This is a genomic window from Lachnoclostridium edouardi (assembly GCF_900240245.1).
GTDB lineage: Bacteria > Bacillota > Clostridia > Lachnospirales > Lachnospiraceae > Lachnoclostridium_A > Lachnoclostridium_A edouardi.
Genome location: NZ_OESQ01000001.1, coordinates 2332791 through 2352500 on the forward strand (window position 1 = coordinate 2332791; position 19710 = coordinate 2352500).

General features: G+C 43.0%; 23 protein-coding genes (1 of these 23 cut by a window edge). 20 read left to right on the forward strand and 3 right to left on the reverse strand.

The features are described 5' to 3' along the window. Window positions 1–439 precede the first annotated feature (439 nt). From secA to C1A07_RS11065, 5 genes are all read left to right on the forward strand, one after another. Window positions 440–3013: a preprotein translocase subunit SecA gene (secA, locus tag C1A07_RS11045; protein WP_101877154.1), complete on the forward strand. Its 2574-nt coding sequence runs from the start codon at window positions 440–442 to the stop codon at window positions 3011–3013. A 25-nt stretch (window positions 3014–3038) separates the two neighbouring features. Further along, window positions 3039–4167, forward strand: a protein-coding gene (prfB, locus tag C1A07_RS11050) for a peptide chain release factor 2 (RefSeq protein ID WP_101877155.1) whose coding sequence is annotated in 2 segments (ribosomal slippage) — window positions 3039–3113 and window positions 3115–4167 — 1128 coding nt in all. Because the reading frame shifts where the segments join, the coding sequence is not laid out codon by codon here. A 166-nt stretch (window positions 4168–4333) separates the two neighbouring features. Further along, window positions 4334–4777, forward strand: a complete 444-nt coding sequence (locus tag C1A07_RS11055) for an ACT domain-containing protein (protein ID WP_101878125.1) — start codon at window positions 4334–4336, stop codon at window positions 4775–4777. Window positions 4778–4784: 7 nt separating this feature from the next. Further along, a complete protein-coding gene (locus tag C1A07_RS11060; protein ID WP_101877156.1) occupies window positions 4785–6002 on the forward strand; it encodes a homoserine dehydrogenase in 1218 nt (405 codons plus the stop codon). Window positions 6003–6063: 61 nt separating this feature from the next. Further along, window positions 6064–6435 (forward strand): DUF2752 domain-containing protein, encoded by a 372-nt coding sequence (locus C1A07_RS11065; protein ID WP_101877157.1) that lies wholly within the window; start codon window positions 6064–6066, stop codon window positions 6433–6435. Window positions 6436–6437: 2 nt separating this feature from the next. Here the strand turns inward: C1A07_RS11065 and C1A07_RS11070 are convergent, their stop codons facing one another. After that, a complete protein-coding gene (locus tag C1A07_RS11070) occupies window positions 6438–6818 on the reverse strand; it encodes a hypothetical protein (protein WP_101877158.1) in 381 nt (126 codons plus the stop codon). 150 nt (window positions 6819–6968) lie between these two features. On the opposite strand from C1A07_RS11070, the gene C1A07_RS11075 reads away from it, so the two are divergent. The 6 genes from C1A07_RS11075 to C1A07_RS11100 all read left to right on the forward strand — a co-directional run bounded on the left by C1A07_RS11075 (window position 6969) and on the right by C1A07_RS11100 (window position 11582). Then, window positions 6969–9110, forward strand: coding sequence for a Tex family protein (locus tag C1A07_RS11075; RefSeq protein WP_101877159.1), 2142 nt, complete (start codon window positions 6969–6971; stop codon window positions 9108–9110). Between the two features lie 11 nt (window positions 9111–9121). After that, window positions 9122–9607: a YcxB family protein gene (locus C1A07_RS11080; RefSeq protein WP_101877160.1), complete on the forward strand. Its 486-nt coding sequence runs from the start codon at window positions 9122–9124 to the stop codon at window positions 9605–9607. A gap of 16 nt (window positions 9608–9623) precedes the next feature. After that, window positions 9624–10052, forward strand: a complete 429-nt coding sequence (gene tsaE, locus C1A07_RS11085; protein WP_101877161.1) for a tRNA (adenosine(37)-N6)-threonylcarbamoyltransferase complex ATPase subunit type 1 TsaE — start codon at window positions 9624–9626, stop codon at window positions 10050–10052. Beyond that, window positions 10049–10747 carry a tRNA (adenosine(37)-N6)-threonylcarbamoyltransferase complex dimerization subunit type 1 TsaB gene (gene tsaB / locus C1A07_RS11090; protein ID WP_101877162.1) on the forward strand — a complete coding sequence of 233 codons (699 nt, stop codon included), beginning with the start codon at window positions 10049–10051 and terminating at the stop codon, window positions 10745–10747. Before tsaE ends, tsaB begins: the two co-directional genes overlap by 4 nt. Continuing rightward, a complete protein-coding gene (gene rimI / locus C1A07_RS11095) occupies window positions 10747–11184 on the forward strand; it encodes a ribosomal protein S18-alanine N-acetyltransferase (protein ID WP_101877163.1) in 438 nt (145 codons plus the stop codon). Before tsaB ends, rimI begins: the two co-directional genes overlap by 1 nt. 155 nt (window positions 11185–11339) lie before the next feature. Continuing rightward, a complete protein-coding gene (locus C1A07_RS11100) occupies window positions 11340–11582 on the forward strand; it encodes a hypothetical protein (RefSeq protein ID WP_101877164.1) in 243 nt (80 codons plus the stop codon). A gap of 82 nt (window positions 11583–11664) precedes the next feature. Here C1A07_RS11100 and C1A07_RS11105 read toward each other — a convergent pair whose 3' ends face one another. Continuing rightward, the gene (locus C1A07_RS11105; RefSeq protein ID WP_101878126.1) at window positions 11665–13311 is read right to left on the reverse strand and encodes a recombinase family protein; all 1647 of its coding nucleotides are present in this window, start codon (window positions 13309–13311) and stop codon (window positions 11665–11667) included. 58 nt (window positions 13312–13369) lie between these two features. Beyond that, entirely contained in the window at window positions 13370–13576 is a 207-nt protein-coding gene (locus C1A07_RS11110; RefSeq protein WP_101877165.1) for a hypothetical protein, read from the reverse strand. A 413-nt stretch (window positions 13577–13989) separates the two neighbouring features. On the opposite strand from C1A07_RS11110, the gene C1A07_RS11115 reads away from it, so the two are divergent. The 9 genes from C1A07_RS11115 to C1A07_RS11160 form a co-directional block, all read left to right on the forward strand. Continuing rightward, complete coding sequence (locus tag C1A07_RS11115; protein ID WP_101877166.1) at window positions 13990–14514, forward strand: PadR family transcriptional regulator; 525 nt, start codon at window positions 13990–13992, stop codon at window positions 14512–14514. Window positions 14515–14519: 5 nt separating this feature from the next. Next, complete coding sequence (locus C1A07_RS11120; RefSeq protein WP_101877167.1) at window positions 14520–14936, forward strand: YjdF family protein; 417 nt, start codon at window positions 14520–14522, stop codon at window positions 14934–14936. Further along, on the forward strand, window positions 14936–15124 hold the full coding sequence (locus tag C1A07_RS11125; RefSeq protein WP_101877168.1) for a cysteine-rich KTR domain-containing protein: 189 nt from the start codon (window positions 14936–14938) through the stop codon (window positions 15122–15124). Before C1A07_RS11120 ends, C1A07_RS11125 begins: the two co-directional genes overlap by 1 nt. A gap of 260 nt (window positions 15125–15384) precedes the next feature. Beyond that, window positions 15385–15837: an RNA polymerase sigma factor gene (locus tag C1A07_RS11130; protein ID WP_101877169.1), complete on the forward strand. Its 453-nt coding sequence runs from the start codon at window positions 15385–15387 to the stop codon at window positions 15835–15837. Beyond that, entirely contained in the window at window positions 15809–16009 is a 201-nt protein-coding gene (locus tag C1A07_RS11135; RefSeq protein WP_101877170.1) for a helix-turn-helix domain-containing protein, read from the forward strand. Before C1A07_RS11130 ends, C1A07_RS11135 begins: the two co-directional genes overlap by 29 nt. Before the next feature lie 891 nt (window positions 16010–16900). Beyond that, window positions 16901–17818: a ribonuclease Z gene (locus C1A07_RS11145; protein WP_101877171.1), complete on the forward strand. Its 918-nt coding sequence runs from the start codon at window positions 16901–16903 to the stop codon at window positions 17816–17818. 43 nt (window positions 17819–17861) lie between these two features. Next, on the forward strand, window positions 17862–18884 hold the full coding sequence (gene tsaD / locus C1A07_RS11150; RefSeq protein ID WP_101877172.1) for a tRNA (adenosine(37)-N6)-threonylcarbamoyltransferase complex transferase subunit TsaD: 1023 nt from the start codon (window positions 17862–17864) through the stop codon (window positions 18882–18884). Between the two features lie 2 nt (window positions 18885–18886). After that, on the forward strand, window positions 18887–19645 hold the full coding sequence (ispD, locus tag C1A07_RS11155) for a 2-C-methyl-D-erythritol 4-phosphate cytidylyltransferase (protein ID WP_101877173.1): 759 nt from the start codon (window positions 18887–18889) through the stop codon (window positions 19643–19645). Continuing rightward, window positions 19611–19710, forward strand: partial view of a DUF4846 domain-containing protein gene (locus C1A07_RS11160; protein ID WP_101877174.1) — the start only. Its footprint extends 860 nt past the window's final position; the window shows 100 of its 960 coding nt (coding positions 1–100); its start codon is at window positions 19611–19613; its stop codon lies beyond the right edge, outside the window. The genes ispD and C1A07_RS11160 overlap by 35 nt, the downstream gene beginning before the upstream one ends.

Sequence of the window (19710 nt, forward strand, 5' to 3'; positions counted from 1 at the left end):
AAAGTCAATAGTTCTGGTGTATTTTTTGTCGAAATAATGAAGTTTATTAGATGTGTACAAAAATAAAAAAATGATAAGCTATTTCTAAAAAGGGAGAATTATGGAAAAAAATAGTGTGGATAATGTGGATAACTTGGTGTATAACTAAGATATGTGCCAGAATACGCGATTTTGCCTGTGGATAACAATGGGTACTTTTTCACAGCCGGATTGTGGATAATGTGGATAAGTCAAAAAAGAGACATTTTTTTTGTGCAATTTGCTAAGTTTACCGTAATATATACAATTATGTCAATTTATGTCGAGAAAGGGAAACACATTGGGAAATCAGATAATGTTAAATTTTTATGAATGAGTTGAATAAACAAGAGGAAGGTGCTACAATATATTGGATTGTACTGTTTAATAAGAAGTATAGCATAGAAGCAGGAGAGAATTTATGAACATTTTGGAAAAGATATTTGGTACACATAGTGAGAGAGAGTTAAAGCTCATTTATCCTATTGTGGACAAAATAGAGAGTCTGAAACCGGAGATGGAGGCATTGTCAGATGACCAGCTGCGGGACAAGACAAGAGAGTTTAAGGAAAGACTGTCAAATGGAGAGACATTAGACGACATTCTTCCTGAGGCATTTGCAACTGTCAGAGAAGCGGCGAAAAGATCATTAAATATGGAGCATTACCGTGTACAGCTGATTGGTGGAATCGTTCTTCACCAGGGGCGTATTGCGGAGATGAGAACCGGAGAAGGTAAAACCCTTGTTTCCACAGCTCCTGCATATTTAAATGCATTAGCCGGAAAAGGCGTGCACATTGTAACAGTCAATGATTATCTGGCAAAGCGAGATGCAGAGTGGATGGGAAGAGTCCATGAGTTTCTGGGTCTGACTGTAGGCGTTGTGCTGAACTCTATGAACAGCGACGAAAGAAAAAAAGCATATGGCTGTGATATCACATATGTAACCAATAATGAGCTGGGATTTGACTACCTGCGTGACAACATGGCTATATATAAAGAACAGATGGTTTTAAGAGATCTGGATTTTGCTATTATCGACGAGGTGGACTCTGTACTTATTGACGAGGCCAGAACACCTTTGATTATTTCTGGACAAAGCGGCAAGTCCACAAAGCTGTACGAGGTTTGTGATGTGCTGGCCCGCCAGCTGGAAAAAGGAAAAGAGTCTGCGGAATTCTCCAAGATGGCTGCCATTATGGGAGAGGAGATTGAGGAGGAAGGCGACTTTATTGTTAATGAAAAGGACAAGATTGTCAACTTGACTGCAGACGGCGTTAAGAAGGTGGAGGAGTTCTTCCACATTGAAAACCTGGCTGACCCGGAAAATCTGGAGATCCAGCACAATGTGATTTTGGCTCTGCGCGCCAATTATCTGATGTTCCGCGATAAAGATTATGTAGTAAAGGACGACGAGGTTCTTATTGTAGATGAGTTTACAGGACGTATTATGCCTGGCCGCCGTTATTCTGACGGACTTCATCAGGCCATTGAGGCAAAAGAGCATGTCAATGTAAAGAGAGAAAGCAAGACTCTGGCTACAATTACTTTCCAGAACTTCTTCAATAAATTTAATAAGAAATCAGGTATGACAGGAACTGCCTTAACTGAGGAAAAAGAGTTCAGAAATACCTACGGTATGGACGCCATTGCCATTCCTACTAATAAACCGGTAATCCGTATTGACCACGAGGATGCAGTTTACAAAACAAAAAAAGAGAAGTTTAAAGCTGTTGTAGATGAGATTGAGGCTACTCACGCAAAGGGACAGCCTGTGCTGGTGGGTACTATTACTATTGAGACTTCCGAGATGCTTAGCCAGATGTTAAAGAAAAAAGGAATTCCTCATAAGGTGCTGAATGCAAAGTACCATGAGCTGGAGGCTGAGATCGTAGCAGACGCAGGTATACACGGAGCGGTTACGATTGCCACCAACATGGCGGGACGTGGTACAGATATTAAGCTGGACGACGAGTCTAAGGCTGCCGGCGGTTTGAAGATCATTGGTACAGAGCGCCATGAATCCAGACGTATTGACAATCAGTTAAGAGGACGTTCCGGACGTCAGGGGGACCCAGGCGAGTCCAGATTCTACATCTCTCTGGAAGATGATTTAATGAGACTGTTTGGTTCTGAGCGTCTTGTGGGAATGTTTAACGCTTTAGGTGTGCCGGAAGGCGAGCAGATTGAGCATAAGATGCTTTCCAATGCCATTGAAAAGGCTCAGATGAAGATTGAGAACAACAACTATGGTATTCGTGAGCAGCTTCTGAAATATGACGAGGTAAATAACGAGCAGCGTGAAGTCATCTATGCAGAAAGAAGAAGAGTTCTGGACGGCGACAATATGCGCGATCTGGTTCTGAAGATGATTACTGATATAGTTGAGAATTCTGTGGACATGTCCATTTCAGATGAGCAGTCTGCTGAAAACTGGGATTTTGGAGAGCTGAATAATCTGCTGCTTCCGGTTATCCCTCTGGGACCGGTTTCCCTGACAGATGAGATTAAGGGAATGAAGAAGTCTGAGCTGACTCATATGCTGAAGGAAAAGGCCATTAAGCTTTATGAGGCAAAAGAGGCGGAATTCCCGGATTCTGAGCAGATCAGAGAGATTGAGCGCGTGATTCTTCTAAAAGTAATTGACAATAAGTGGATGTCCCATATTGATGATATGGACCAGCTGCGCCAGGGTATTGGACTTCAGGCATATGGACAGAGAGACCCTCTTGTAGAGTACAAGATGAGCGGCTATGAAATGTTTGAGGGCATGACTGCGGCAATCTGCGAGGAGACAGTGAGAATTCTTTTTCATATTCGCGTAGAGCAGAAGGTGGAGAGAGAGCCTGCGGCTAAGGTTACAGGTACAAATAAGGACGACAGCGCAGTTCAGGCGCCAAAGCGCCGTGATGTGCGCAAGGTTTATCCAAATGATCCTTGTCCTTGCGGCAGCGGCAAAAAGTATAAACAGTGCTGCGGCAGAAAGCCAGTATAATAAATAATAGAAAGAAGGTGACACAATGGTTGAGCTGGATCAGTTCAAATATACATTATCTACCTTTAAGAAACCATTAGTGGAAGTGAGGGATTCACTTTGACCTGGACAACAAGGTCAAGAGAATTGATGAATTAGATAAATCCATGGAGGAGCCGGATTTCTGGAATGATCCGGAGCGCTCCACCAGAATTGTAAAAGAGGCTAAGAATTTAAAAGATACAGTGGACGGCTATAAAAAGCTGGAAGAGGAACTGGAAGAAATTGAACTGATGATTGAAATGGGCAATGAGGAAAATGATCCTTCTGTTGTGCCGGAAGTGGCGGAGATGGTAAAGGATTTTGAATCTAAATTAGAGTCCATGCGCATCAGCACCTTGCTGTCAGGAGAATACGACGGCTGCAATGCCATTCTTCGCTTAAATGCAGGCGCAGGAGGCACAGAATCCTGCGACTGGTGCAGTATGCTGTACAGAATGTACTGCAGATGGGCTGACAGCAAAGGATTTACTACAGAGGTTTTGGACTTCCTGGATGGAGACGAGGCCGGTATTAAGTCCGTTACAGTTCAGATCAACGGTCAAAATGCTTTTGGCTATTTAAAGTCAGAGAGAGGAGTGCACCGTCTTGTGAGAATTTCCCCGTTTAATGCGGCGGGAAAAAGACAGACCTCCTTTGTATCCTGCGATGTAATGCCGGATATTGAGGAAGACCTGGATGTGGAGATTAACCAGGACGATCTGCGCATTGACACTTATCGCTCCAGCGGCGCCGGTGGACAGCACATTAATAAAACATCTTCAGCTGTGCGCATTACCCACATTCCAACGGGAATTGTAGTTCAGTGTCAAAATGAAAGATCTCAGTTCCAGAACAAGGATAAAGCCATGCAGATGCTGAAGGCAAGGCTGTATATGCTGAAGCAGCAGGAGAATGCAGAAAAAATATCAGATATTAGAGGAGACGTAAAGGAGATCGGCTGGGGCAACCAGATTCGTTCCTATGTCCTTCAGCCGTATACAATGGTGAAGGACCACAGGACCAACGCAGAAAGCGGCAATGCTGCAGCTGTTCTGGACGGCAACCTAGACCCCTTTATCAGCGCCTATTTAAAATGGCAGAACCTTGGCAAAGAAACCCAGGAAAACCAGTAAAATAAAAAACCAGAAAAAAGGATGAAGACATGTGAATTTTATGTCAGATCTTATTTTCTGGTTTTTTCTGTTTTCAAAGAAAAATTTGTTGCATTCTTTTGGCAATCGTGTTAATATCTTTACTGCAAGCACAGATGTATTTGCAGAACGAACAGAAGGAGCGGCGATGGAGGACAAGAATAAATATTTTGTAGTTAAGCAGAAAGCAGTGCCGGAGGTGCTGAGAAAAGTTGTAGAAGCAAAAAGACTTCTGGAGTCTGAACGGGTCCTTACAATTCAGGAAGCAACAGATCGGGTAGGAATCAGCAGAAGTTCGTTTTATAAATATAAAGACGATATTTTTCCGTTTTATGACAATGCAAAGGGAAAGACCATTACCTTAGTAATACAAATGGATGATGTGCAGGGATTTTTATCAGAAATTCTCCATGTGGTAGCTACATATAAGGCCAATATTCTTACAATCCATCAAAGTATTCCGGTAAATGGAGTGGCTACGCTGACATTAAGTGTGGAGGTGCGTTCTGATACTGGAAATATTTCTAAGATGGTAGAAGAGATAGAAGAGAAGAAAAACGTTCATTATATAAAAATTTTAGCCAGGGAGTAAAAAAACAATGATATATGCAGCAGTGATGGGATTAGGAACAATTGGCTCAGGTGTAGTTGAGATTTTAGAGAAAAACAAAGATGTAGTGACAGATCAGCTGGGACAGGAATTAGAGGTAAAATATATTCTGGATCTTAGAGATTTTCCGGGAACCTCTTTTGAACATAAAGTAATTCACGATTTTTCAATAATTGAAAAGGATCAGGACGTAAAGGTAGTAGTGGAAACCATGGGAGGGCTTTTGCCGGCATTTCCATGGGTGAAAGCTTGTCTGCAGGCGGGAAAGCATGTGGTGACTTCCAACAAAGCCCTGGTTGCCGCTCATGGCACAGAGCTTTTAAAAATCGCAAGAGAAAATCAGGTAAACTTTTTATTTGAGGCCAGCGTAGGAGGAGGCATTCCTATTATCCGCCCGCTGTACCGCTGCCTGATGGGAGAGCGGATTGAGGAGATTACAGGAATTCTAAACGGAACTACTAATTATATTCTGACAAAAATGGATCAGGAAGGCCAGACTTTTGAAGCAGTATTAAAAGAGGCTCAGGAATTAGGGTATGCAGAGAGAAATCCGGAGGCTGATATAGAAGGCCACGACACGTGCCGGAAGCTGGCCATTCTTACAGCCATGGCAACTGGAAAAGAAGTAGATTATCAGGAAATTCATACAGAAGGTATTACTGACATAGAGGCAAAGGATTTCTTGTATGCAAGGCAAATGGCAGCTTCTGTTAAGCTGTTAGGCTCCAGCCAAATAGAGGGGGATTCAGTTCACGCCTGGGTGCTGCCTGTAATGATTGGACGGAACAATCCTTTATACTCAGTCTGCGATGTTTTTAATGGAATTTTGGTCAGAGGAAACATGTTAGGAGAGACAATGTTTTACGGAAAAGGGGCAGGAAAGCTTCCTACAGCCAGCGCCGTGGTGGCAGACATGATACAGGCAATTCTTCACATGGATACCAATGTAGAAATGGGATGGGGAGAGGAAAAGCAGGAGATAGCCTCAACAGCCTCAGCCAAATTCCAGTATTTTGTAAGATTAAAGGGAGAGAAAGAGGAGCTGCTTGAAAAAGCTGAAAGCGTTTTCGGGCCGATAAAGGCTTTTGCTTTAGATGGAGAAGAATTAGAATTTGCTATTCTTACAGAGACTATGGAGGAAGGTATATTCCAGGAAAAGCTTTCTGATTTTCCTTTTATAAAGTTTATTAGGGCAAGGCTGTCTTAAAAATAGATATAAAATGCCAGATAAGTTTTAAATGTGGATTTTTCAGGAGGCAAAATAAGCATTGACAGGTCAGATATTAGAATTACTCAGACAGGGTTTACCTTCGCCCTGTCTGTTTCATTATTATACAGGGCTTTACTGTCCTGGCTGCGGAGGCACAAGAGCAGTTTTATATCTTTTAAAAGGTAATATATGGGCAAGCTTTTGCTGCCATCCCATTGTCCTTTATATTGTAATATCAGCAGCGGCAGAGGCAGGACTTTTTTTGTATTTGTCCAGAAAAGGAAAACCAGCCCTCTGCGCCAGGATTTTTTATATAATCCTGTACGCCGGGCTGGGAATTGTAATAATAAACTGGATTTTTAAGAATTATATGCTTCTGGGACGGGGGATTGATATATTGCAGAAGTACAGTATATCAATTAACTTATAAAATTATGAAGCAGAGCTCCAGTAATTCATAATTTGCTGGTACATGTTATTGTACATAGGTCCAAGTACAGGATCTTCCAGCACCACATTGTATACATAGAGAATCATCAAAAGGACGACAAAGCTGATAATAATGCCTATGATTCCTCCTATAAGGCCGAATAACGCCATTTTGTTGGACCGGTCATTTAAACGGACAATCACAGCAGAGGTAATGGCCGCCATTCCTATACAGAACTGAATAATAGGAGAAAGGCAAAATAAAATAGCCGCGATGCCCATAAGCAGAGAAAAAATAGCCAGCCTATTGGGCGTAGGTTTACCAGGGGCAGCAGAAGGAGACCCTTCCTGTTCCTGGTTATTTAAATTGTTTTGTATATTCATGGAAATCTCCTTTAAAAATCATGTGCTCTTCCTTAGAAAGCACCTTTTCATATTAGCATGAAAAAGAAATATTGTCTAGACGAAGAGAAAGTTTCGCTATATAATAAACTGGATAAAGAGGCTGTGAAAAACAGCCATGGAGGACAAAAAATGGACATCATAGAAGTATTGCAGAAAGAGCTGCAGGTTGGACGGCATCAGGTGGAGGCAGCAGTTAAGCTGATTGATGAGGGAAATACCATTCCTTTTATTGCCCGCTATAGAAAAGAGGCGACAGGTTCCTTAAATGACGAGGTGCTGCGCAGCTTGGATGAAAGATTAAAATATTTAAGAGGACTGGAGGAGAAAAAGGAGCAGGTGCTTTCCTCTATCAGGGAGCAGGAAAAGCTGACGCCTCAGCTGGAGGCTCAAATCCAGGGCGCCATGACTATGGTGGCAGTAGAGGATTTATATCGTCCTTACCGTCCAAAACGGAGAACCAGGGCTATGATTGCCAGGGAAAAGGGGCTGGAGCCCTTGGCTGATTATATTATGCAGCAGACAGCTAAAGAGCCTTTGGAAAAGGAAGCAGAAAAATATATTTCAGAGGAAAAGGAAGTTGACTGCGTGGATGCAGCCTTAAACGGCGCAAAAGATATTTTGGCAGAGAGAATTTCCGACAACGCGGAATACCGTACATACATTAGAAGAGTGACAACAGATCAGGGAATGATTCAGTCCTCAGCTAAGGATGAGGAAAAGTCTTCTGTGTATGAAATGTATTATCAGTACGAGGAGCCGGTGAGAAAGTGCGCAGGCCACCGAGTGTTGGCCTTAAACAGAGGAGAAAACGAAAAGCTGCTTACAGTGAAGGTAAACGCGCCGGAGGAAGTTATCAGCAGGTATTTAAAAAAGAAGATTATACAGAGGGACAACCCTTATACAACCTTTGTGCTGGAGGAGGTTATTGAGGACAGTTATAAACGTTTAATTGCCCCGGCCATTGAAAGAGAAGTGAGAAACCAGCTGACAGAAGCAGCTGAGGAGGGAGCGGTAAAGGTTTTTGGAAAAAATCTGGAGCAGCTTCTTATGCAGCCGCCTATTACAGGTAAAGTAGTTATGGGATGGGACCCGGCCTTCAGAACAGGGTGTAAGCTGGCAGTAGTAGACAGTACAGGAAAGGTTTTGGATACAGTAGTGATTTATCCTACGGAGCCTCAGAAAAAGGTAGAAGAGGCTAAGAAAGTGCTGAAAGGCCTGATCAGTAAATATCACGTTTCTCTGATATCAGTGGGAAACGGCACTGCTTCCAGAGAGTCGGAGCAGGTGATTGTACAGCTGTTAAAGGAAATCCCGGAGTCTGTTCAGTATATTATTGTAAATGAAGCCGGGGCTTCTGTATATTCGGCCAGCAAACTGGCTGCAGAAGAATTTCCGGACTTTGACGTGGCCCAGAGAAGCGCAGTTTCCATTGCCAGAAGGCTTCAGGACCCATTGGCAGAGCTGGTTAAGATTGATCCTAAATCTATTGGCGTAGGACAATATCAGCACGATATGAATCAAAAGCATCTCAGCGAGGCGTTGCAGGGAGTTGTGGAGGACTGTGTAAATAAGGTAGGAGTAGATTTAAATACGGCCTCTGCCTCCTTGCTGGAATATATTTCCGGGATTAACAAAACTATTGCAAAAAATATTGTGGCCTACAGAGAGGAAAACGGAGCTTTTAAAGACAGAAAACAGCTGTTAAAGGTGGCCAAGCTGGGCCCTAAGGCTTTTGAACAGTGCGCCGGGTTTATGAGAATCCAGGGAGGAAAAAATCCTTTAGACGGCACATCTGTTCATCCGGAAAGCTACCAGGCAGCTTCTGCTCTTTTGGAGAAGTTAGGATATAAGGTGGAGGATATTTCAGCCAGCGGCTTAAAGGAGCTGGGGAAAAAGATCCACGATTATAAAAAGCTGGCAGACGAGCTGAATATTGGGCAGATCACCTTGAAAGATATTGTGTCAGAGCTTGAAAAGCCGGCCAGGGACCCAAGAGCTGAGATGCCCGGGCCGATTCTCCGCACAGATGTGCTGGATATTAAGGATTTAACGCCTGGTATGGTTTTAAAAGGCACAGTGCGGAATGTAATTGATTTTGGCGCCTTTGTGGACATAGGAGTGCATCAGGACGGGCTGGTCCACATATCGCAGATGACAGAACGCTACATTAAGCATCCTTTAGAGGCAGTGAGCGTTGGGGATATTGTAGAGGTAAAGGTACTTTCTGTGGATCAGGCAAAGAAGAGAATTTCTCTTACCATGAAAATATAAAGAGGTAGAATATGAAATTTCACGTACAGTTAGAGGCAGGGGATTTATGGCGCTTTTCTATGTATAATATTTATAGAAGCGTTCAGGGGATTTTTAACATAATGGTAACTATAGTAGCGTTATACTTGTTGATTTTTAAACAGGATATATTTTCATACGGCTATGTGGGAGTTTTGGTGATGCTGGCGCTTTTATTGACAGTGACCCAGCCGTTTATGGTATTCGCCAGGGCAAAGCAGCAGGCCAGAGATCCGGTGATTAAGGAAGCCATAGACCTGGAATTTGGAGATCAGCTGATTATTGGACAGGCAGGCCAGGAGACGGCTGTTCCGTGGAACAGGGTTTTTAAAGTAGTGAAAACCAGAAGTATGCTGATCATTTATATGGATAAGATGAGAGCATATTTACTGCCTCTTCACGTAGTGGCAGGGGACATGGAAGAGCTGTCTGAGATAATCCGGGGACATGTGCCAAAGAATCAGTTAAAGGGCTTATAATTACGAGGTTTATAATATGTGGATGGAGACAAATAGTCCGGAGGAGACCTTTGCCTTGGGAGAGCAGTTGGGAAACGAGGCAGAGGCAGGAGAAATTTACTGCCTGAACGGAGATCTGGGCACGGGAAAAACAGTATTTACTCAGGGCTTTGCCAGAGGGCTGGGAATTGAAGGGCCGGTAAACAGCCCAACCTTTACAATACTTCAGCAGTATGAGGAGGGGCGCCTTCCTTTCTATCATTTTGATGTTTACCGCATCGGGGATGTGGAGGAAATGGAGGAAATCGGGTATGAGGACTGTTTTTACGGCGACGGAGTCTGCCTGATTGAGTGGTCCAGTTTAATTGAAGAGATTTTGCCCAAACATGTAATAGAAATTACCATTGAAAAAAATATGGATAAGGGATTTGACTACCGGAAGATTACGGTGGAGGGAAAAAAATGAAAATATTAGGAATCGAAAGTTCATCTTTAGTGGCTTCTGTGGCGGTAGTTACAGACCAGGTTATGACGGCGGAATATACGGTGAATTTTAAGAAAACCCATTCCCAGACCCTTCTACCTATGCTGGATCAGGTGGCTGAAATGATAGACCTGGATTTAAATACCATTGATGCTATTGCAGTGTCCGGGGGGCCAGGTTCCTTTACCGGTCTGCGTATTGGAGCAGCCACGGCAAAGGGGCTGGGACTGGCTTTAGAAAAGCCTTTGATTCATGTGCCCACAGTAGATGCGCTGGCTTATAATATGTGGGGATATAACGGGGTAGTGTGCCCAATTATGGATGCCAGAAGAAATCAGGTTTATACAGGTATTTATTCTTTAAAGAACGGATTCTGCCCAATTATGGCCCAGTGCCCTGCAGACATTAAAGAATTGGCAGAGAAGCTAAATAACCTGGGAGAAAAAGCTGTTTTTCTGGGGGACGGAGTTCCTGTATATAAGGATATATTAAAAGCAGAGATGAAGGCCCCCTATGAATTTGCCCCTGCCCACATGAACCGTCAAAGGGCGGGAGCTGTAGCAGCCTTGGGCGCAGTATATTATCAGGAGGGAAAAGTGGAGTCTGCAGCAGAACACCGCCCTGATTATCTGAGAAAATCCCAGGCGGAAAGAGAAAGAGCCGGGGAGGAGCTTTAATGTGCATTAGAAAGCTGGAAGAAAAAGATGTGAAGCAGATCGCTTATCTGGAAAAAATCTGTTTTTCTGACAGCTGGTCTGAAAAAACAATAACACAGCTGCTGGATAGCAGGTTGGATAGGTGTTTGGTTTTGGAAAGCCAGGGGGCAGTCCGGGCGTACGGAATTATTCGTATTCTGGCGGATGAGGGAGAAATTTTCCGGGTTGCCGCTGATCCTTCCAAAAGACGCTTGGGACTTGGAAGTAAACTGATGGAAGCCATGACAGAATATGCCAAGGCTCAAGGCGCGGCAAGAATTATGCTGGAGGTGCGGGAAGGCAATCTGGCGGCCAGAAGCCTATATAAATCCAGGGGTTTTCAGGAAGAGGGAAAGCGGAAAGACTATTATTCTGATCCCAAGGAGGATGGAATCCTGATGGGAATGACCTTGGTTTGAAAGATTTACCACTTAAAATCAAAAGAGAATGTATTATAATGTAGGGGTACCCGGAGGGCTGCCCCTGCTTTGTATTTGCAGGTAAAAAGTTTCTCCGGACAGGAGAACGAAAGCCGGGGAAGGAAGGCCGGAAAGAGGAAGGTGAGGATAAAAGAATGAGAAGGTACGGAAACGAGGGCAGGCTGGAATCTGTCATCTGCAATCACTGTGGGAAAAAGCTGGTGGTAGAGTCAGGGATCGCCAGAGAAGGCGTGATTCACATTGAACATACCTGGGATTACTTTTCAGAAAAGGATGGAGAAATTCATTGTTTTGATTTATGTGAAGAATGCTATGATGAAATCATTCGGCAGTTTAGAATTCCAGTGGAGACAGAAGAACAAAAGGAATTGTTCTGAGGCAGACAAAAAAGAGAGGACTTTTGGGCAGCACTCATAAGACAGTATTAGAAATGTTTTCGGAAACGGCGTAGCTTGCGGGCTATGCCGTTTCTCCATTTTGTAGGTCATTCAGCAAAGACGCGGGGAGTATTCCCATAAGGTCATAGGAAATGTCAATTTGCTGTTCCCTATACCCCTTTGACTTGTCCGGCGCGTGAACATACACAGCCTTTACCATGTCATTTAAGACAGCGGGTGTTAATTCTTCCAAGTCAAGATATTTCTGTACTTTGTTGATAAACCTGTCAATGTTCTCTGATTGTTCTTCCTGCTTCGTAATTTCTTCACTCAATCGCAACAGCTTTTCCCGCAGTTCTTCCTGCTCCTGTTCGTAATCGTCAGAGAGCATTTGAAATCTGTTGTCAGATAGTTTTCCATTGGCGTTATCCTCGTAAATACGCTTGAACAATCGGTCAAGTTCCTCTATCCGGCGTTCTGCTTGTGTCAGTTGCCGCCGCTTTGCCGCAAGTTCCCTTTTCACTTCAGCTTTCTGTTTTGCGCCCATAGCTTTGCGGAATTGTTCTTCATGGTTAGCGACACAGGCAATCGTCAATCTCATGTGAGCAAGTACGCCCTGTTCCAAGACAACGGCGCGGATAAAATGAGTAGGGCAAACCTCTTTCCCTTTGAGCCTTGAAGTAGAACAAACGAAATGGTCTTGCCTTGCTTCAAAGTCCTTGCTTGTGCAATAATACAGCTTTTCGCCGCAATCGGCACAGCGCACAATGCCGGAGAACATATTTGTTTTCCCTGTTCTGGTCGGGCGGCGTTTGTTCTTCCGTAATTCCTGCACCCTCGCCCATGTGTCAGCGTCAATTATCGCTTCATGGGTATTCTCAAACACAAGCCATTTTTCCTCTGGATTGTAACAGGTCTTTTTACTCTTGTATGACTGCTTATAGGTCTTGAAGTTTACCGTATGCCCCTGATACTCCGGTCGCTCCAAAATATCTGCTATGGTATCGCCTGTCCAGTTACAAGGATTATCCGGCGGCGTGTTTCTTGTTGCTCTGCCTGCCTGCTGAAAATGGATAGTGGGGGTTATAATATTATCTGCTTTCAGAATACGGGCAATCTGCGTCGGTCCGTACCCCTCTAAGCATAAGCTGAAAATATGGCGTACCACTCCGGCAGCTTCTTCGTCTACAATCCACCTCTTTTTGTTATCGGGGTCTTTCATGTAGCCGTAGGGCGGGTTGGTGCAAAGATGTTCTCCCGCTTCTCCCTTTGACTTCATCACAGCGCGGATTTTCTTGCTTGTGTCCTTTGCATACCACTCGTTGATGATGTTCAAAAATGGGGTAAAGTCGCTGTCCTGTTGGTTTGCGCTGTCTATGCCATTGTTGATAGCGATAAATCGTACGCCCTTTTCCACAAACAGGATTTCAGTGTAAAAGCCTACTTTCAGATAATCACGCCCAAGCCGCGACATATCCTTGACTATCAGCGTTGCTACTTCTCCATTTTCAATTCGTTCCAGAAGTTCGCTCCAACTCGGACGGTTGAAGTTTGTACCGGAATAACCGTCGTCCACGAAAAATGTGGTGTTTGAGAAATGATTTTCCTTTGCGTATTTACTTAAAATCGCCTTTTGATTAACAATGCTGTTGCTGTCGCCCTGTAATTCGTCGTCGCGTGATAGACGGCAATAGAGGGCGGTAATTTTGTTGCCAGACTGCCTTAACATAGTTTCTGCTCCTTTCGTCGGCGGGCAGTCTGCCAATACAGGATTGCTTATACTCATTTTAACGCTCCTTATCTTTTTCATCAATAGGTGATTGCTCCATAAGCCGTAAAACTTTATGCGGCAGGCTTCTTTCCCCGTCATAGCTGCCTGTAAAGCGATAGAGCGTCCTGCCGGATTTTATTGTTACTTCATGTTGGGGCAGTTCTTGAAACAGCGGATTTTCCACTACGATATGCCCATCTTTGATTTTTCGTTTCCTTTCCATTCCGTTCCCGTCCTTTCTTTGCCTGATAAAGTGAATAGTTGAATAGCAAGCATAGGAAAAGAGTACCCTTTTCCGAAAATGCCCTGCATTTTGCTTGTTGGGAAGTTTCCCAAACCCTCTTGAAAATCCTCTCACTACCTACAACACCGAACAAGGCGATTTTGCCGAAGTTTTGAGAAAATTTCTTCAAAAAGTTTCTTCACATATAAAGACGGTGGATTTTTCAAAATGCCAAATGTAAGCAAAAGAAAAATGCCGCAATCTGCGACGCTTCACGACTATTTTGAGATATGATTACATATAGCACAGTGTTGACTGAAATAAAGCACATAACACCTTTGAATCACCTTTTTCTTGACTTTTGCTATTATTGATAGTAATATTGATAATAGCAAAAGAAAAGGAGGTAGAATATGTCGTCAATAGATTTAGTAGTGCTTGGTATTGTATTGGAAAAACCGCAAAGTGCCTATGATATCCAAAAAGATGTCGAATATCATAACCTATCCAAATGGACTAAAATAAGTGTACCGTCAATTTATAGAAAAGTATTGCAGCTAAAGGAAAAAGGCTATTTAGAAAGTGATATTGTAAAAGGAGATAAATTTGCTGATAAGGCAATTTATTCAATTACAGAGAAAGGAAAAGAGTACTTTGAAAAGCTAATGTACTCTTATGCTTCTCAAAGCGTCCCTCTCTTATTTGATTTTAATGTTGTAATTGCAAATTTGAATAAAGTAAGTACAGATGAAGCAATTAAACTTATTACACAATTAAGAGAAAGCATAAAAATTTCTGCTGAAACCAATGAAAATTATGCCCTAAAATATGCAGATATTCCGCTTGTAGGCAGAACAATTTTTGAGCAGCAGAAACTTCTTTACAATTCACTTTTAGAATGGCTTGAAAACTTTGAAGCTCAAATGAGCAAGGAATAAATATTATGTCTGTAAAATGTAGCCTGACGGTTATGTTTGAAGCTCCATTTTGGATTGGGTTATATGAACGATTTGATGAGGGTCACTATGAAGTATGTAAAATCACTTTTGGTAGTGAGCCGAAAGACTATGAAGTTTATGAATTTCTATTATGCAACTGGAAGAATTTGAAGTTTAGCCCACCTATCAAATCACAAATGGCTGAGGAACGAAAAATCAATCCTAAACGTATGCAGCGGGAAATTAACAATCAGCTAAAGGATAAGGGTATGGGAACAAAGGCACAGCAAGCATTAAAACTTCAACATGAGCAGAATAAGTTAGAACGAAAAACCAAAAGTAAAGAACAGAAAGAAGCTGAAAAAGAAAGGCAATATGCCATACGTCAAGAAAAAAGAAAGGCTAAACATCGAGGGAAATAATGAATACTGAAAATTGGATTTATTGCCCGATTTGCAAAAATAAAACAAGGTTGCGAATACGGGAAGATACTGAATTAAAAAAATTTCCGTTGTACTGTCCGAAGTGCAAACAAGAAACTTTAATCAATGCTCATAAATTGAATATATCAGTTATCAAAGAGCCAGACGCACAGACGCAGAGCCGATAGTTAAGGATTTAAGAAATCCAAGACTATCGGCTCTTTCCTTTTATTCGGAGGTATCGCTATGTCCTTTTTCTATACCCTTAATCATTGTCAAGCATCAAAAAAAGCCTGTTTCCTGCAACGGGATTTTGCGGCTATGAAGATGAACATACAAATCATATTGATTGCTTAAATAATTCATATTATCCAAACGCCTATGCCGCTTTATGCTGCGTAGGCGTTTGTTGTAATAGCCCCCTACTGGGAAGAAAGGGGGTGAAACAATGAACTATTCGGAGCAATACAAGGAGCATATCGAATACACCTTTGCAGCCTTTTGTAAAATCGTTCTTCGCAATACCGCCCTGTCTGCTTATCGGGACATTGGCAGGCGGAGGAAATGGGAAACTTCCCTTGATTATCTCATGGAAGAAAAACATTATAAACCGTCTACAACAGACAGCTATTTTGAGGAACAGCCCACAAGATTTGTTGTGTGCGGCGAGATAATCGAAATCAAGAATGAACAGTTAGCAAAAGCATTTTCCAGTTTGCCGGAACTGCGGCAGGAAGTTTTGGTGCTGTATTACTTTTTCCACTATACGGACAAGAGGATTGGCGAAGCATACGGAAGAAGTCGCACAACTGCAAACTACTGGAAACTGTCGTCACTCAAAAGATTAAGAAAAGAATTGGAGAGATTGGAGCATGAAGAACGAAAAGCTGATACCGTTTGAAACGATTGAGAAAGCAGTTGCCGGAGAGCCGGAAGCGATAAATACTGTCTTATGGCATTATCGGGGGTACATCAAACATCTGTCTGTATTTCAAGGGCATTATGACGCCGAAATTCAAGATAGATTGGAAGCACAACTGATACAGGCATTATTCAAGTATCGTTTCAGGTAGGAAGTAGCAAAGCCTGAAAACGCCGTCAAGGATAAAATAAACGCAAGCGTCCTTGACGGCGTTCCCTGTCTTTGCTGTTTGGCAGCTAAGAGAGCGCAATCGGATAAACCGCTTACGCTCTCAAGTCAGTATGGAATGTTACGCGATAGAGTACGTTTCTCGCTTGATTTAAGCGGCATTACAGCGGCAATAAGGGCAGAGGTAAGGGTTTTATACTTCCACCCTCAAAAATGATGTTCTACTGCGTAACATAGAAAACGATATTTCTTTGTATTGCCGCTTCTGTTCTTTTCCATTCCGGCGGCTCTGTCTCTTTGCTTTACTACAAAGGAAAGGGGGTAGAGAAAGGATAGGAATGGAATGGGTAATTGATTTAATCAGTAATTATTTTATCTTTACTTTATATATCTTTATTTAATTGCATTGGATTTTCCAACGTAGGTTTTTCCAATGTTGGATAATCCAATGTAGGCTTTTCCAACATAGGGAAATTCAAGATAGGTGGTTATATGCTTTCTCTGATAATTACTATAAGTTTGTTACGCAGTAGAAAGGCGTTTTTAAGGGAAAAGGTATAAACTCTTTGTTGTCCCTGTTTTGCACTCGCAAAGCCGCATGAACAAAGGAGTTCAGACCGCCTACTGCGTAACAAAGTGCATGAAAAAAAGCGGGTAAGAAACGCTTTGTTTCCTACTCGCTTTTTTGCACCCTGTATGGCAGCCACCCTATTTTAGTTTGTTAGTTGATACTGTTTTATGAGTAGCTACCATTTTAGTCCTCTTTTTTTCTTTCTTTATGCATTGTAGTTGATTAAAAGGAAGTAGTTGTGCTATGATTCCAGGTAGATATTTAAGAAATAAATGGAATAAAACATAGAAATGAGGATGGATAATGTTAGATATTTGCCTGTTGGGGACTGGAGGCATGATGCCGTTGCCCTATCGTTTTCTTACTGCAATGATGGCCCGGTGCCAGGGGAGTAATCTGCTGATTGACTGCGGCGAGGGGACTCAGGTGGCTTTAAAGAAAAAGGGCTGGAGTCCAAAGCCCATTGATGTTATATGTTTTACTCATTATCATGCGGACCATATCAGCGGTTTGCCGGGGCTTCTGCTGACTATGGGAAATGCAGAGCGGACAGAGCCTTTGATTCTCATAGGGCCTAAGGGGCTGGAAAAAGTAGTGTCAGCTTTGCGGACGATTGCTCCGGAGCTGCCGTTTCCCTTGCGTTTTATAGAGCTTTCTCAGCCCAGAGAGCAGTTAAAAATAGGCCCGTATTTAATTGACGCTTATAAAGTAAATCACAATGTAACTTGTTATGGATATGCAGTTTCTATTTTGAGAAAAGGCCGGTTCGACGTGACCAGAGCTAATGAGCAGCAGATTCCTCAAAGATTTTGGAGCCGCCTGCAAAAGGGAGAAACAATAGAGCACGAAGGCAGAACATTGACTCCTGACATGGTTCTGGGGCCGGAAAGGCGGGGGATTAAGGTAGCCTATTGTACAGATACCAGACCTGTCCCTGTCATTGCAGAGTATGCCAGAGAGGCGGATTTGCTTATATGCGAGGGAATGTATGGGGAGGACGGCAAAGAGAGCAAGGCCAGAGAGTACAAACATATGACTATGTACGAGGCCGCAAGGCTGGCAGATAAGGCCCAGCCAAAAGAAATGTGGCTGACGCATTATAGTCCTTCTCTGACAAAGCCGGAGGAATTTATGGACGCTGTAAGGAAAATATTCCCCAGAACAAAGGCAGCCAAGGACGGGTATACGGCAGAACTGGAATTTGACAGTGATGAAAAATAATAAAGTAAAAAACGTTTAAGATACATCTAAGAGGAGAAATAATATGAGTGAAGATGTTTTGATTCTTGCAATAGAAAGCTCTTGTGATGAGACGGCGGCAGCAGTAGTGAGAAACGGAAGAGAAGTGCTGTCCAATATTATTTCGTCTCAGATTGACCTGCACACCTTGTACGGTGGCGTGGTGCCGGAGATTGCATCCAGGAAGCATATTGAAAAAATAAATCAGGTGATTGAAGAAGCCTTGGCTAAGGCCAAAGTGACCTTAAATGACATTACCGCCATAGGGGTCACTTACGGTCCCGGTCTTGTGGGAGCTTTGCTGGTGGGAGTGGCGGAGGCCAAGTCTATTGCATATGCTGCAGGAAAGCCTTTAGTGGGAGTTCATCATATTGAAGGGCATGTGTCCGCCAATTTCATTGAACATCCAGATTTAGAACCTCCTTTTGTGTGCCTGATTGTTTCAGGGGGCCACACTCATTTAGTAATAGTAAAGGATTATGGAGAATTTGAAATTATAGGAAGAACGAGGGACGATGCTGCGGGGGAGGCCTTTGATAAAGTGGCCAGGGCCGTAGGCTTAGGATATCCGGGAGGACCTAAGGTAGATAAGGCGGCTAAGGACGGCAATAAACATGCAGTGGAGTTTCCCAGAGCTAAAATAGAGGGGGCGCCCTATGATTTCAGTTTCAGCGGCTTAAAATCAGCAGTATTAAATTATATTAATCATGCAAATATGATGGGGGAGGAAATTTATGTGCCGGATTTGGCTGCCTCTTTCCAAAATGCTGTAGTAGAATCTTTAGTTACAAGGGCTGTGGCGGCGGCTAAGGAATATGGATATCAAAAAGTAGCTTTAGCAGGGGGCGTGGCCTCCAATACTGCTTTGCGTCAGGCCATGGAGGAGGTCTGCAGCCAGGAAGGATTAAAGCTGTATTATCCGTCGCCCATTTTTTGTACAGACAATGCAGCCATGATCGGCGTTGCAGCTTACTATGAGTACCAGAAAGGCAGCAGGGCTGGCTGGGATTTAAACGCAGTGCCTAATTTGAAGCTGGGAGAGCGCTGATTATGGATGAAGTAAAGAAAAATGACCATAATAAGGCAATAAAAACGGCCGCCGTAGTTTTGGCGGCAGGCCAGGGCAGAAGAATGAACAGCGCCATTCAGAAGCAATTTATGCTTTTAGGGGGAAAGCCTTTAATATATTATTCTTTAAAAGCTTTGGAAAACAGCGCTATTGATCAGGTGATTCTTGTTACCGGGAAGGACGAAATCCAGTACTGCCAGGACGAAATTGTAAAAAAATACAATTTTAAAAAAGTAAAAGCAGTGGTGGCAGGGGGAGAAGAAAGGTATCATTCTGTGTATCAAGGTTTAAAGGCTTTAGACGAGAAGGAAATAGGCTGGGTGCTGATCCACGACGGAGCCAGACCTTTGGTGACAGAAAAAATTCTCCAGGCTGCAGCAGACGGGGCCAGGGAGTATAATGCCTGTGTAATCGGAATGCCGGTGAAGGACACTGTGAAAATTGCAGATGCCAACGGAAATGCAGAAATCACTCCAGACAGGGCTTTCGTATGGCAAATACAGACTCCTCAGGCTTTCCAATATACTTTAATCAGATCAGCTTATGATAAGCTATTTACGAAAAAGGAATATCAGCAGGGGATTACAGACGACGCCATGGTAGTAGAGCATATGACTGACAGAAAAGTAAAGCTGATTCAGGGAGATTATAAAAATCTAAAAGTAACTACGCCGGAGGATTTAAAAATAGCAGAGGTGTTTTTAAATGAAAATAAAGGGGAAGAGCAGAAGAATCAATAAAGCGGCGGGGGCAGCTGTTATCTGCCTGGGGATTATTTTACTGACAGGCTGCAGCAGCGCCGAGA